Raw genomic sequence first — 14051 nt, 5'->3', positions numbered from 1 at the left:
TTATGCGAAAATATGTAAGGGTGTTCGTTGCCTTGCTCATCATGATTGGGCTACTTACGGGATGTTGGAGTCGGCGCGAGCTTAATGATCTGGCCATATCGGTTGGTATGGGTTTCGATAAAAAAGATGATCAAGTGCAGGTGACGATTCAAATTGTTAATCCTAGTGAAGTAGCTTCAAAAAGGGGCGGGACTGGACTGACTACACCGGTAAGTACCTTTAAAGCTTCATCCCAAACCATTTTTGAAGCTATAAGAAAAATTACTACACAAAGTCCAAGAAAGGTGTATTCTTCCCATCTTCGGATTCTTGTGATCAGCGAAGTATTGGCTAGAGAAGGGATTACACCGATTCTAGATGGTATTTCAAGAAATCATGAAATGCGATCTGATTTCTACATCATCGTAGCCAAAGGAACAACGGCTGAGAATGTATTAAATATGCTTACGCCTATCGAGAAAATCCCCTCAAATAAATTGTTTAGTACGTTAGAGATGTCCGAAAAGGTTTGGGCGCCTACGGTAAAAGTGAAATTAGATAAGTTAATTTCCGATCTGCAAACAGAGGGAAAAGATCCTGTATTAACAGGCATGCAAATCAAGGGGGATCCGAGTAAAGGTTCTAAAAAGAGTAATTTGAATCGAACAGCCCCTCATGCATTCTTGCAATATTCGGGTTTAGCCATTTTTAAAAAAGATAAACTTATTGGTTGGTTTAATGAAAAAGAAAGTAAAGGATACAATTATATTATTGATAACGTTAAAAGCACGATCGGGCATATGAATTGCCCAGCAGGCGGCATTTTAGCCGTAGAAGTGGTGCGAACTAAAACAAGAATAAAAGGAAGAGTGGAGAGCGGTAAACCGCAAATCGATATTGATGTCTTTCTTGAGCAGAATGTGAGTGAAGTCCAATGCAAGATCGATCTTCTTGATCCTCAAAGCATAGAGGAGCTTGAGAAAGCAACGAAAATAGAAGTGAAAAGCATTATCGAATCTGCTATTCAAAAGGCAAAAAAATTTGATGCGGATATTTTCGGCTTTGGTGAAGCGATTTACCGTGCTGATCCTAAATATTGGAATGAAAATAAAGACAACTGGAAGGAACAATTCCTTGATTTACCTGTACATGTGAATACAGACGTGAAGATTCGCCGTTTGGGCACAGTAAATGATTCCCTCAAACAAAAAATAAAGGAATGAACGAAATGTGGAGTATTGCTGGGTTACTTTTAGCATCTGCTGCTATCGGGGCGATAGAAATTCCATCGCTTGTGAAGAAAAAGAAATATAAAGATTTTGTTGTTTTTTGTTTCTTATTACTCCTTGGTACAATATTGAGCATTGCCCAAAGTCAACGCATGAATATACCAAACCCATTAGATTTCATCACATTTGTATTTCAACCATTAAGTAAATTCATACTCGGGCTTTTACAATAGCTGTCTTTCGAAAGAGAGTATAATTTAAACATGGACAACTATGCTACAATAGTCATAAACAACCAATAGGAGATGACATCACTTGACTGAACAATTAAATGAACAAGAGCTTTTACAATTCATCGTAGAGAAAACGAAGGCTGATCCTAAGCAAATTCAGTTGGTATTGAAGTATGAGAAGGATTTTATTGTCAAAGCAGAAGAAAATGCCAAAGGGGAAGTTGATATTGACAGCGATGAACTGATCGATCATATTTTGGGCAGACCCGATGTGAAATTGACAGAACTCGCGGTAGATACCATTTTGGAAGCTGAGATGGACTATTTAATGAAAAAGGGATTTGCCGGATACATCGATTAACGATGTAGTAAAAAGGAAATGGACACCTCTGAGATGAGGTGTTCTTTTTGTGTTACTTAAAAGTTAATTAAATAACGCATATTGACATAATGGGAGCTTGATATGATAATAATCTAAGAGTTATTCATGTTATTTAGTTAACTTTTAAATTAACATTATGGAGGCATCTATTACCTATGACCAACCAACCCCGAGCAGAGTACCCAAGGCCACAATTTGTACGAAATAGCTGGATGAACCTGAATGGCGAATGGGAATTTGAATATGATGATGAGCAAGTAGGTAGTAAAGAGAAATGGCATCTGGGGAATAGGGCTCTATCTAAGACAATTCAAGTGCCATTCGCGTTTCAAAGTAAATTGAGCGGCATTGGGAGCAATGAGTTTCACGATGTTGTATGGTACCGCCGAGATCTAGCTTTACCCGAAGCTTTCCAGAATAAGCGGATTCTGCTTCACTTTGGAGCGGTAGATTACGAAGCCTCGGTTTGGGTAAATGGGGTGCTGATTGCTAAGCACGAAGGCGGGCATACCCCTTTCCATGCAGACATCACGGATGCTCTTCAAGAGGGGATAAACAAGCTGGTTGTTAAAGCGGTTGATTATAGCAGAGATGTTACACTTCCGAGAGGTAAGCAATATTGGCTTGCGGAATCAGCCAGTATTTTCTATACAAGAACGACTGGGATCTGGCAAACGGTATGGCTAGAAGCGGTATCTGCCGAGGTTTATTTGGATAAAGTGAAAATTACACCGGATATTGATGCCAAACAAGTAGAATTCCAATTTTTTATTCAAGGTACCGATATACAGGGCAAGCAGCAGCTAAAGGTTGAGATTTCGTTTAAGGGTAAACTCGTTTCGGAAGATACCTATTGGATTCGGAGTGGCTCCGGGACGAGAAAGATCGGTCTGAAGGATTTCAACGATCATGGCCTAGGCTCCTGGTGGACGCCGGAACATCCGAACTTATACGATGTCACGTTCACACTGCTTATTGATAATCAAGTTGTTGATGAGGTTACGAGTTATTTTGGGATGCGTAAAGTATCCATCGAGGATGGCAAACTATGCTTGAATAATCGGCCTTATTTCTTGAAAATGGTGCTGGATCAAGGTTATTTCCCCGATGGGAACTTGACGCCGCCAAGTGATGAAGCGATCAAGCAAGATGTTGAGCTAACGAAGGCTATGGGCTTTAATGGCGCGCGGAAACATCAAAAGCTGGAGGATCCAAGATTTCTGTACTGGTGCGATAAGCTCGGATTGGTCGTCTGGAGTGAGGCGGCTAATGCGTATGAATATACAGAGAAGTATGTTAGTCGATTCACGAATGAATGGATTGCTTCTATCGAGCGTGATTATAATCATCCTTCCGTTATTGCTTGGGTTCCCCTGAATGAGAGCTGGGGAGTGCCTAATATTCAAATCGATAAATCACAGCAGCAGCATGCGCTTACCATGTATCATTTGACCAAATCGCTTGATCCGATGCGTCCGGTTGTGTCTAACGATGGGTGGGAGCTAGTGAAAACGGATCTGTTCACTATTCATGACTATGAGTGGCGTGAAGGTGTGCTGAGCGAGCGCTACAGTTCTAGCGATAAAGCCGTTCATGCGATGCCGGCGAATCGCCGATTATTTGTAGAAGGCTTCCCTTATGAAGGTCAACCGATTCTGGTTACCGAATTTGGCGGTATTGCGTACAAGAAAAGCGAGTGGGAAGGATGGGGATATTCCGGGGCGAATAGTGACGAAGATTATGAGCAAAAGCTGCGGGCCGTCATGTGTCCACTTCTGAACTCAGGCGTAGTTCAAGGTTACTGCTACACGCAATTAACGGACGTTGAACAGGAAATCAACGGCTTACTCACGTATGATCGAAAGCCGAAAATCCCTGTTGAAGTGATTAAAGCGATTAATGATCGTAAATAAATGACTTATATAGATTAAGAAACAAGGGAATCCTTCGGGGTTCCCTTGTTTGCTTGCGAGATGGTGTATGGTGGCTGGTTTTATTCATGTTGACAGAAGCGAATAAAGTCGTAGTACGAGAAGTATGTATAGAAAATAAAAGAGGAGTTGGGACCTTGAAAATGAAGGATAACAAGGTGCTGAGGAATGTAATTATTTTCTCGCTGGTTGCGTTAAGCTGTGGCTGGATCGGACGGTTGGTTGATTTGCAGGCCGGAACGGATGAGAATGGCAGTCTGGGACAGTTGATTTGGATTGTATCTCCCCTCCTGACGATGGTCATTATGCGCAGTTGGATGGGAGATGGATGGGAAGATTTCGGCATCAAACCCCGAGTTAAGGGAAATGCATTTCTCTATATAATCAGCCTGTTATTGTTTCCCTTCATGACAATGGTGATTGTCGGAATCAGTTCAAGCTTAGGGTGGATGGATGTTTCCCCACTGTCTTTTCAATATTTAACGGCAGTCGGCATAGCTCTTGTACCCAGCCTCATCAAAAACATTTTTGAGGAATTTGCATGGCGAGGCTATTTGGCTCCAAAGCTTTATACGCTTGGTTATAATCGTTTTATCGTTCATATTGCCGTGGGGTTCATTTGGGGTATGTGGCATTTTCCTTATTTATTTCTGTTCGTGGATACCACGGAAAGCATGATCACCTACATCCCTCGCATGATGCTTGGTGTGATCGTTATGGCGGTTCTGTATGGTGAGATTCTGCTGATGACTCGAAGCGTTTGGCCAGCCGTTTTCATGCACGCTACAGGAAATGCCTTCATTGATACTTTGATCCTGAAAAAGTTCGTTCTTGTTCAAGCGGAATTTAGTTATTTGGCTATGCCTAGTCCGGAAGGAATCATCTCCATTATCTTAACGGCACTTGCCGGTTTATGGATGTATAAAAGAAGAAAAAGAACAAAGCATCGGCAAGGACCTCCTGGCTTCCCAATAAAGGGCTAGAAGCTAAAGCGCGTTGTAGGATTCTCAGATACGACGGGCCTCCATCACGCTGAGCCAGCTGAAAACGACTGCTCAGCGGGTAGAGGCCGCCCAGAATGGCCAGCGGCTAGACTGAGAGGTCGTAAATCGACCGCTTATAGTTGAAGCGGAAGAAAAAGTGAGCCGAGCGAGCTGAAAACGACCGCTCAGCGGGTGAAGGCCGCCCAGAATGGTCGGCAGCTAGACTGAGAGGTCGTAAATCGACCGCTTATAGTTGAAGCGGAAGAAAAAGTGAGCTGAGCGAGCCGAAAACGACCGCTCAGCGGGTGAAGGCCGCGCAGAATGGTCGGCGGCAAGACTGAGAGGTCGTAAATCGACCGCTCAGTGTTGAAGCGGAAGAAAAAGTGAGCTGAGCGAGCTGAAAACGACCGCTCAGCGGGTGAAGGCCGCCCAGAATGGTCGGCGGCAAGACTGAGAGGTCGTAAATCGACCGCTCAGAGTTGAAGCGGAAGAAAAAGTGAGCTGAGCGAGCCGAAAACGACTGCTAAGCAATAAGACAAATCGCCGTCACCTCGTTTAAGAGGCTAACGGCGCTTTCTTTTAACCTTTGACCGCTCCAATCATGACGCCTTTGACGAAGTATTTTTGCACGAATGGATATAAAATGAGAATGGGCACTGAAGCTACCATGATCGTTGCATATTTGATCGTTTCCCCAATCTGAAATTGATCTGCCGCATTAGCGCCTGATGACATGGAGTCCGTGTTATTCGCAATTAAGATTTCCCTTAAGGTGAGCTGCAGCGGGTAGAGATCGCGATCCTTCAGGAAGATGGACGCATAAAACCACCCATTCCATTTCTCGACGGCATAGTACAAAATCATGACGGCAATGACGGGCATAGAGAGCGGAATAATGATACGAAAAAGAATGACAAAATGATTAGCCCCGTCCATTTTAGCTGATTCCTCCAAGCTTTCAGGAACCGCCATGAAGGCTGTGCGCATAATAATCAGATTAAATGTGTTAATGGTAAAAGGTAAAATGGTCGCCCAAAGCGAGTCGATTAAACCAACGCCTTTTACAACGAGATAGAGCGGAATAAGTCCACCGTGGAAAAACATGGTTAATACGACAACGAAAATGAATACACGGTTCCACATGACATTTTTGCGAGATAGAACATACGCGCCTAAAGCAGTAACGATTAGGTTTGTAATGACACCGAAAAAGAGGATGAACAGCGTATTTTGGTAACCTTTTAGAATGGCAGGATTGTGAAACACGCTTTTGTAGGCTTCAATGCTGAAGCCTAGTGGTTTGAACAGAAACCCTTTGTGTGTGATTAACTGGCCAGCGTCGCTGATGGAAGCGAAGGCGACATAGAGAAGTGGATACAAGGTAACGACAACAAGCATTAGCAATAAGACGTGGATTACCGTGACTAAGACTTTGTCCGAATAGGTAGTTTTCACTTCAGCACCTCCTTCCTTACCATAGGCTGTTCTCACTTATCTTTTTACTTATTTTATTCGCTGTAATGAGTAAGGCTAGATTGATAACTGAATTGAACAAACCAACAGCAGAGCTGTAGCTCCAACCGAATTCAATGAGTCCTTTACGATAGACGAAGGAGGAAATAACATCTGCCGTATCGTACGTACTGGGATTATATAGCAAAATAATTTTCTCAAAGCCAACGTTCAATAAATTCCCCATACGCAGGATGAACATAATCGCGATGGTTGGCAGAATCCCCGGCAGCGTAATATGCCAAATTTGCCTGATTCGGTTGGCCCCGTCTATTTTCGCCGCTTCATACTGCTCCTGATCAATACCCATGAGTGCGGCTAGATAAATAATGGATTCCCATCCGATTTTTTGCCAAATCTCAGATAAAATGTAGATCGTTCGGAACATTTCCGGTTTCTGCAGCATAGCGGTATCATTGGCGCCAAAGTATGTCAGAAAGTTATTGATTAAACCGCCATTATTCGTAAAATCCTTAATCATTCCGGCAATAACGATCAGTGAAATAAAATAGGGCATGTACGTGACTGTTTGTACGAAGCGTTGAAACCTTTTATTCGTAAGTTCATTAATTAGAATCGCCAAAATAATAGGAGCAGGAAACTCAAAGATTAGGGAGTAAAGGGAGATAATGACGGTATTCTTGAGAATTCGCCAGAAATAATAGCTGCTGAAGAAATCATTGAAGTGTTGGAAGCCAACCCACGCGCTGCCCAGAATGCCTTTATTTGGGGTATACTCTTTGAAGGCAATCAAGGCCCCATACATTGGCGCATAATGGAAGGTCGCGTAGTAGGCCAGAACAGGAACCATCATCAGGTATAAATATTTATTCAGCAGAAAATCGCGCTTAAAACGTATTTGGAAGGTATCTGCCGATCCTTTACGCATGATATTTCTCCTTTCGCCGTGAGATTCTAATAAGGGGGAAGAGCTGCTGCCCTCCCCCTGGCATGTTATCTATCTTTTGTTATAGCGATCTAAGGATGCCTTCTTAATTTCGAGAGCACGACTTAGCTTAACGGACTTGAATTTCTCTAGGTATTTATCAAAGCTATCGACTGGCTCAGTTCCTAAAATGATTTTTAGCGTCATTTCATCAACTAGGGTATTGAGGTCCGTCATAATTTTGGCAAGCTCTGTGCTTTCTTCCGGTGTAGCCGTAATTGGCGGCAATTTGTGTTTATCAACATCCGTTTTTTGCCAAGTGGAAACAGCATCACGTTGTGACTGCAAGGCCAGATATTGCTCAACATACCGTTTATCCTGTACGAAAGGACCATTGTAGTTACCTCGGATATAAAGAGACAACGCTTGTGCAGGTGCCAATTTCTCCGGATTTTTCATGACTAGGTCCGTATATTTCGGATATCCGTTTTCCATTTTATACGAAATGCCTTCGGTTCCAAAGTTGAAGAAATTATGGCCATCTTCGGAGTAACCATAGTCAAGAAGCTTCGCTGCGGTCTCAATATTTTTGGAAGAAGCTGTGAGGGCAACCATACCCCCAGGTGCATTCGCCGGATCTTTTTGGCCGTACATGGCGATATCGCCTTTATTGATTACGGGATATGGAGCTCCCATGAGGACACCTTTCGGATCTTTGGCTGTCACTAGGGGTTGCCACTTCCCGATGCCTCCGCCAGCATTTCCTACAGTCACACCTGTCGCGCCGGATGCTATGTTGGCATCTAAGGCTTTACCATCTGCCGTTGCAAAGTTTTTATCGATCAGCCCTTCTTCATACCATTTGTGGAAGGTAGCCAAGAAGTCTTTGTAGCCCTTTTCAGCAGGACCAAACTTAATGGTTCCATTGTCGATGTAGAAATCACGTGTCACGCCGAATGCTCCAGCGAAAGCCCCGTTGGCAAGCTCTTGGAAAGGTCTGGGAACACTTACAACAGAGAAAGCTGCTGTTGCGCCTTTTTTCTCTTTGAAGGCTTTGAGCGTTGCATACCACTCATCGATGGTCTGAGGGACTGGCAGTCCTAGATCATCCAACCAATCCTTTCTTACGATAGGACCCTGGAACACACGCAGGTAATCATCGCCGCGGATGAATGGGAAGGAATAATAGCTGCCATTATCCGTTTTTACTTGTTTATCAACATCAGGGTGCTCTTTGAGATATTTCTTCAAATTCGGAGCGAATTTATCAATCGTATCATTCAATTTTAGAATGTATCCGTCTTTGATCGCTTTTTCAGGTCCGCCTGGGAATGCACCCTGCCAATCAAACTCAATCATATCTGGCAGATCTCCCGATGCCAGCAAAACGTTCAAGGCTTGTGCAGCTTGGTTCGTCGGAGGAGCCTGGAATTTCAATGGAACGCCGGTTTTCTTTTGCCAATCTTGGAAGAACGGCACATCCGCATGGGCCGCTTTCACGCCCGTTAAGTTGCCGGGGAGCTCTCCCCAGTAGGACAACGTTTTGTCCGTTTTGAGGGGATACGTGACAGCTGCTGTACTTGGAGCGGTCGTTCCTCCAGTAGTTGTTTTAGGACTAGCGTTATTCTCCGCAGTTGGGGTATTCGACGTACATGCAACAGTTAAGCTGCCCATTAGTGTTGTTGCGACGAGCACAGTGAACATTTTATTTCTGTTCTTCTTCATAGGTTGACCTCCTGAGAGTTTTTCGCCAGAAAAACTGGCAGTGTGAGAGTTGCTAAGTTTTTCACCAGAAAAAACTGGTAGTGGAAGCATTACTGAGTTTAAAAAATCGAAGTGTTAATGCGCTTCCCTTGAAAACTGTTAGGATTTGTGTGAGCTGAGGAGAGGTATGTCTGACCTAACTATATGATAGCGCTTCCAATTTAACTATCTGTAAAATATCCAATTGCTTCTCGAATTCTGTGCGTAGACTCTACAAAATGTCCAATTGCTTCATCAAATTAACCAATATTCGCTTGGTGCACGGCAGAATGATCAACTTGAGCTTCGTATGTTTACCAATTGTGAGGAGGCGGGAGGCATGCAGCTTAGTAAGAACAAACGCTATAATACGCTATACAACTTTCCTTATGTTAAAAATTGGGGCAGCCAACGGCTACCCCAATCCAATGTGTGTTATCGCATCACATCATTTATCAGCTCTTTGTATTTCCCCGGTGTGATACCCTCCACTTTTTTGAATACCCGGATGAAAGCATTGATATCATTGAAGCCTACTCCGTAAGCGGCATCCCCGACCGATTGTTCCTGCCGCCTCAGAAGCTGCTTCGACTTATCGATTCTGACCTTGTTAATTCGATCAAGTAATCCTTCTCCCACATAATCTTTGAATAGCTTTGACAGATAAGTAGCTTTACGGTCAAAATGACTGCCAATCATTGTAACATTCAAATTTGCATCTGTATAATTATGCTCAATGTAGGCAGATACTTCATCCACCAACTGCTGCAGCGCCTTTTGCCGAGTTTGAGAAATCGTATGCTGCCGTTTGGCGGATGTGTAAGCACATACTTGAACCAGCATATCATTCAGTTGTTGATGCATGTCTGGAACGGTTTTACTGTCTAGCAGGCGGTCGATTAGTTTAGGGTTGCGTATGAAGAAGCTTTCCTGAATATCACCGGTTTCACTGACGCTTTTCATCATGGTAGTGACCAGATTAAGCATGAGACACTTGGTCAAAGAGACAGATATACCTCGACATTCAAAATTTTTATTCATGATTTCGTTTAGCATATTTTGCGCTTCTTCGATCTCACCCAGCTTCACGGCATACATGAACTGCTGTTCGAGCTGCATGGGATAATAATAACCAGTATTCGATTCGGAAGCGACATTTGTTTGCAAATCGTCATAAGCCAGAATCTCTCTTCCGCCCATAACGAGCTTGTAGGCCATAGAATCAAGTGCTTCCAAGAAAGCTTTTGGTACATTTGAAATGTGATCATGGATAGAACTGATAGAAATAGTAAGGTGAATATCGTACGTGGACGAGAGAAAATTTTGAGCTTCCTCGGCTATGAGCAGCAACTCTTCTTTGGAGCTATGTCCATCTTCCATCGTAATATTAACTAAGCAAGCGAGAGTATCATCGATTTCTGCGACATAGCCGCGGTGCCGCTTCGATAAAAGCTCCTCCACGACATTCATAATAATAAATTGAAGCAGCTTCCATTTGTCTCCTTCGGACATATGGGCAATACGTTCGGTGAAGTTTTCATTCTTATCGACAACGAACAGCATGACGGCGAAATCATGACGATCCAGCTTCATCTCAAAAGTAGTTAAGGCTTCTGCGATGGGAATTTGGCTGTCCAGCTTTCCTTTCAGAAGTTTTTCAATAAAGTGAGAGCGGACAATGTGTCGTTGCTGCTCCATTTTACTTTTGAAGTCGGCAATTTCGATTAATGTACTATCCACGGCTTCTTGTATGAAATGAAATTCATTATATCGTTTAGGAGAATGAAAGGTCTGTTTTTTGGAAAATGCATGAACTAGCCGACGAACGGGATTATAGTTCCTGCGTAAAAACACATAAGTCAGGATACCTCCGCCTAGTAAACTGATTCCCATGCTTATGTAAGTCAGATTACGGACGTGCGCAGCTTTTTGCCAATAAATGGTGCTGGGCATGATAGAAATGTATTTTAATTTGGAGCGGGGTGACTGAATATTAAAGACTTCATATTTCTCACCGTCCGAACCGGCATAGTAGAAGTTAGATGAGCTTTCTAATTGAGAATAGGGAAAATCGGCAGGCAGCGTATTTGTCGAGTTGGAAGCAAGAATTTGATTTTCTTCATTAAGGATAAGTACGTGACCTTTATTGAAAATCTCCATATTTTGAATCGCGCCGAGAATACGCGATTGATCGACCATAATTACATTGGTAGCGAGTGGTTTATTGTGCTCCATGGCGTATGTGCTAACATATGCTACCGTTTTCCGCAGTTGGTTGTCATCGCCAATCCGATCCATGGGAATGAAGCCTCTGAAATTACTTCGGCTCACAATAGCATGCCACGTGGAGAAGGAGAAATCATCGCTCATATGCAAGGTTTGGTAGGCAAAAGCGCTAGGTCTAACCGTATTGGGAAGAATAACGGATTCGTCTTTATTCAAATAGATATAGAATGAATCAATAAGCGGAAAAGAGGTTTTATAAAGGCCTAAGCTGCGGGAGATTTGATAGACATCGTACCGATATTCTTTGGGAAAAGCTTCATACTTATTAGAATAAAGCAGCTCCTGCATATTCACATTCCATGTAATCTCGAAGTTCAATTGTTCCATAGCTTTAAACTGGTTGTCCATCACTTCGCGTACTTGCTTCAATAAGGAATCATTCGCTTGCTGAATCTCTTCCTTCAATGTTCTACTCGATTCCACATATAATAATAGGCCAATCGCTATGGGTAAAAGGAGAATGACGATATAGGAGATCATCCACGTTAAGACAATACTTTGTCCATTAAAGATGATTTTATTCCGCATAAGAAGCAGTCCCCTCACAATCGTTAATCGATAATCGGTTCTGAGAAATAGTATTGAATGCGCTCTCATTTATTGTATTTCCTTTCCGTCGTTTAAGTCAACGATAGAAAAGAACCATTTTTTACACAGATTCTTCAACGGGTTTAAACCGATTTTTGCCGAAAAAGAAGAAGAATAAATAGGAGATTACTGTGTAGACTACAGCTGTGATGCAAAAAGCATACGCGTACCCGTAGTAAGAGCCATAACGGAAAACAAGGCCCGTACTTATTGGTGAAGCAAGGAACCAACCGAGATGAAAAACGGCTTCACCTGAACTGGAGGCTAAGCCCCGGAGCGATCGGTTGACGTAACTCATTTTGATCGAATTATAAAAAGGATTAGCGGCGTTCATTAAGGCTTGCCGGAACAAGTATCCACCCGATGATAGGTAAAAGTTAGCAGAAAACGCGGTTAGGAGGAGGAATGGAATTGAACATAGCTGCAGGTATACGACAGATTTAACTTCTCCGAATCTCTTTACAATCATGGGTCCAATGAGAAAAGCAATCGCCGTTGCGGCTTGACCTAAAGCTACAACGATACCAATTGCGGATTTCGAAGCATCAAAACGATCTTCAAAATACACATTCAAATAGGGGACAATCATGCCCCCTCCCATGGATGACAACAAGCCTAATAAACAAAAAATAATAATAACCTGTAAGGATGGTTTATGTACGCTCCACACTTGCTTCCACTTTAGTGATTCGCTACGGGGATGTATTTCTTGCTCACTTTTCTCAAAAAAAGCGATAGGTATAAAACCAAGCGCTGCGATACCGACTCCAATCAATAAGGTAAATCTCAAGCTGCGAATTTCGTTTAAACCGATAATGAATTGAAATAGGTCACTAAGAAAGCCACCCAGTGCAATACCAACTACATTCGCTAACATAACAAGTGCCATGTTAAAGCTGAACAGGTGAACGCGCTGCTGTGGGGTAGAGTTGTTGGCCATAAACGGTAGAATGGTTGCAGAAACAACAGCGAGAGCCATACCTCCCAAGAAGGATGAGATGAGCATACCCTCTTTGACTTCAATAAGAGAGCGAGCCGTCAATGCTGCGATGGTAAAAATGAGACCAAATGTAATGACGCGCTTAGGTCCCAAACGATCATTCATTAGACCTGCGGGGATAAGAATAATGGCCGCTGCCAGTGCCGCCATGCCAACCATGCTGCCAACCGTCGTTTGGTCATAGCCAAGACTTCGGACATAAAGGTTATAAACGAGCCCAAACATACCTAAACCTAAGTTCCATACAAAATTAAACCAAAAGAAGAGCATAATATTTCGGCTGTAGCCATGAAACTGTGATTTCCATTCACGTAATAAGTTTGCCATTTATGATTCCTGCCTTTGTATTCTGTGTCTAAATTGTAACCGCCTTATCCATTCTACCACTGGTAAATAATTTTGAACACGGGAAAGACTTGATATTCGATCTGATCTGTATAATAATAAGTAGTCTAATCTACGAAGCAGGGAGCACATATTGAAATGTCTACACCAACGAGTACCGTGACCGAGGATCAAAAGCCAGAAGTCGAACAGATTGAAATTTGGAAATGTAAAGAGACAGATTGTAAAGCATGGGTTCGCAAAGAATTCGTTACGGAAGCTTTACCAACTTGTCCATTATGTAAAAATCCGATGGTGCGCAGCTATAAGCATGTGCCTGTGACAGCTAAAAAAGGAAACAAAAAGTTTTTAGTTGGGAAAAAACGATTCTAGTAAAATTCAAAAGACTAATAGCATCTTCGGCTTAGTGTGAAGAGAGATGCTCTTGGTCTTTTTTTTTTGGAAAGAATAGTAGTGTCCAAGCATACGATAGTAGAGAGGGGGAGTGCTTAATGCAATGGCCTGAACTTAATCTAAGCGACGATGCGATCAAGATACTATACAAACTTCGGGATAGGAAGCAGGAATGGGACAAGCTTAAAGATACACAACCTTTATTCGCCATACTATCAGGTGGCCTGATTCTCTATTTCATAATCTCTTTCTATCGAAAGGTAATATTAGTTTCAGGCGGCAATGCATTAGCTATCCTCGATTTGTTTATTTCTAACAAGCTTTTATCGGGTTCGCTTCTGGCATGTATCTCGTTGTTTCTATTTACAAGAAATCGTGTGACTAGGATAGAAAAAGCGAAGTCGAAATACGAGAATTTAAGAATAGAAGTCATTGAGAAGTTGGACGCCTCCTGGTTAAAGGACGTAAAGTCGGAATCTCGGGATCAAATTTCTAGCTTTTTACATAATGAGTATGATATTAATATTGTGTATAAAAGTTAATAGGGAGCGGGGATGACGG

Annotated in this window: 12 protein-coding genes; 7 read left to right on the top strand and 5 right to left on the bottom strand. The window is 42.6% G+C overall.

Features of this window, described 5'->3' with window-relative positions:
• The first annotated feature begins 2 nt into the window (after positions 1 to 2).
• From ASG93_RS07400 to ASG93_RS07380, 5 genes are all read left to right on the top strand, one after another.
• A complete protein-coding gene (locus ASG93_RS07400) occupies positions 3 to 1202 on the top strand; it encodes a Ger(x)C family spore germination protein (RefSeq protein WP_056830414.1) in 1200 nt (399 codons plus the stop codon).
• Positions 1203 to 1207: 5 nt separating this feature from the next.
• Positions 1208 to 1441 carry a hypothetical protein gene (locus tag ASG93_RS07395; protein ID WP_056830411.1) on the top strand — a complete coding sequence of 78 codons (234 nt, stop codon included), beginning with the start codon at positions 1208 to 1210 and terminating at the stop codon, positions 1439 to 1441.
• A gap of 82 nt (positions 1442 to 1523) precedes the next feature.
• Positions 1524 to 1802, top strand: a complete 279-nt coding sequence (locus ASG93_RS07390; protein WP_056830409.1) for a hypothetical protein — start codon at positions 1524 to 1526, stop codon at positions 1800 to 1802.
• Positions 1803 to 1978: 176 nt separating this feature from the next.
• Positions 1979 to 3736 carry a glycoside hydrolase family 2 protein gene (locus ASG93_RS07385; RefSeq protein ID WP_056830407.1) on the top strand — a complete coding sequence of 586 codons (1758 nt, stop codon included), beginning with the start codon at positions 1979 to 1981 and terminating at the stop codon, positions 3734 to 3736.
• 161 nt (positions 3737 to 3897) lie between these two features.
• Positions 3898 to 4737 (top strand): type II CAAX endopeptidase family protein, encoded by an 840-nt coding sequence (locus tag ASG93_RS07380; protein ID WP_235550780.1) that lies wholly within the window; start codon positions 3898 to 3900, stop codon positions 4735 to 4737.
• A 579-nt stretch (positions 4738 to 5316) separates the two neighbouring features.
• Here ASG93_RS07380 and ASG93_RS07375 read toward each other — a convergent pair.
• The 5 genes from ASG93_RS07375 to ASG93_RS07355 all read right to left on the bottom strand — a co-directional run bounded on the left by ASG93_RS07375 (position 5317) and on the right by ASG93_RS07355 (position 13079).
• Positions 5317 to 6135 carry a carbohydrate ABC transporter permease gene (locus ASG93_RS07375; protein WP_082614779.1) on the bottom strand — a complete coding sequence of 273 codons (819 nt, stop codon included), beginning with the start codon at positions 6133 to 6135 and terminating at the stop codon, positions 5317 to 5319.
• A gap of 73 nt (positions 6136 to 6208) precedes the next feature.
• The gene (locus ASG93_RS07370; RefSeq protein ID WP_056830402.1) at positions 6209 to 7138 is read right to left on the bottom strand and encodes an ABC transporter permease; all 930 of its coding nucleotides are present in this window, start codon (positions 7136 to 7138) and stop codon (positions 6209 to 6211) included.
• Between the two features lie 69 nt (positions 7139 to 7207).
• The gene (locus ASG93_RS07365) at positions 7208 to 8860 is read right to left on the bottom strand and encodes an extracellular solute-binding protein (RefSeq protein ID WP_056830400.1); all 1653 of its coding nucleotides are present in this window, start codon (positions 8858 to 8860) and stop codon (positions 7208 to 7210) included.
• A 453-nt stretch (positions 8861 to 9313) separates the two neighbouring features.
• The gene (locus ASG93_RS07360) at positions 9314 to 11692 is read right to left on the bottom strand and encodes a helix-turn-helix domain-containing protein (RefSeq protein WP_056830398.1); all 2379 of its coding nucleotides are present in this window, start codon (positions 11690 to 11692) and stop codon (positions 9314 to 9316) included.
• Between the two features lie 121 nt (positions 11693 to 11813).
• The gene (locus ASG93_RS07355) at positions 11814 to 13079 is read right to left on the bottom strand and encodes an MFS transporter (RefSeq protein ID WP_056830396.1); all 1266 of its coding nucleotides are present in this window, start codon (positions 13077 to 13079) and stop codon (positions 11814 to 11816) included.
• 156 nt (positions 13080 to 13235) lie between these two features.
• On the opposite strand from ASG93_RS07355, the gene ASG93_RS07350 reads away from it, so the two are divergent.
• Together ASG93_RS07350 and ASG93_RS07345 are read left to right on the top strand one after the other, a co-directional pair.
• A complete protein-coding gene (locus tag ASG93_RS07350) occupies positions 13236 to 13469 on the top strand; it encodes a cold-inducible protein YdjO-related protein (protein ID WP_052229221.1) in 234 nt (77 codons plus the stop codon).
• Positions 13470 to 13588: 119 nt separating this feature from the next.
• On the top strand, positions 13589 to 14032 hold the full coding sequence (locus tag ASG93_RS07345) for a DUF2663 family protein (RefSeq protein WP_056830395.1): 444 nt from the start codon (positions 13589 to 13591) through the stop codon (positions 14030 to 14032).
• The last annotated feature ends 19 nt before the right edge of the window (positions 14033 to 14051 follow it).

This window comes from Paenibacillus sp. Soil787 (assembly GCF_001429545.1).
Lineage (GTDB): Bacteria > Bacillota > Bacilli > Paenibacillales > NBRC-103111 > Paenibacillus_E.
The sequence above is the reverse complement of the archived record's forward strand: the minus strand, read 5'-3'. Positions and strand labels throughout refer to the sequence as shown.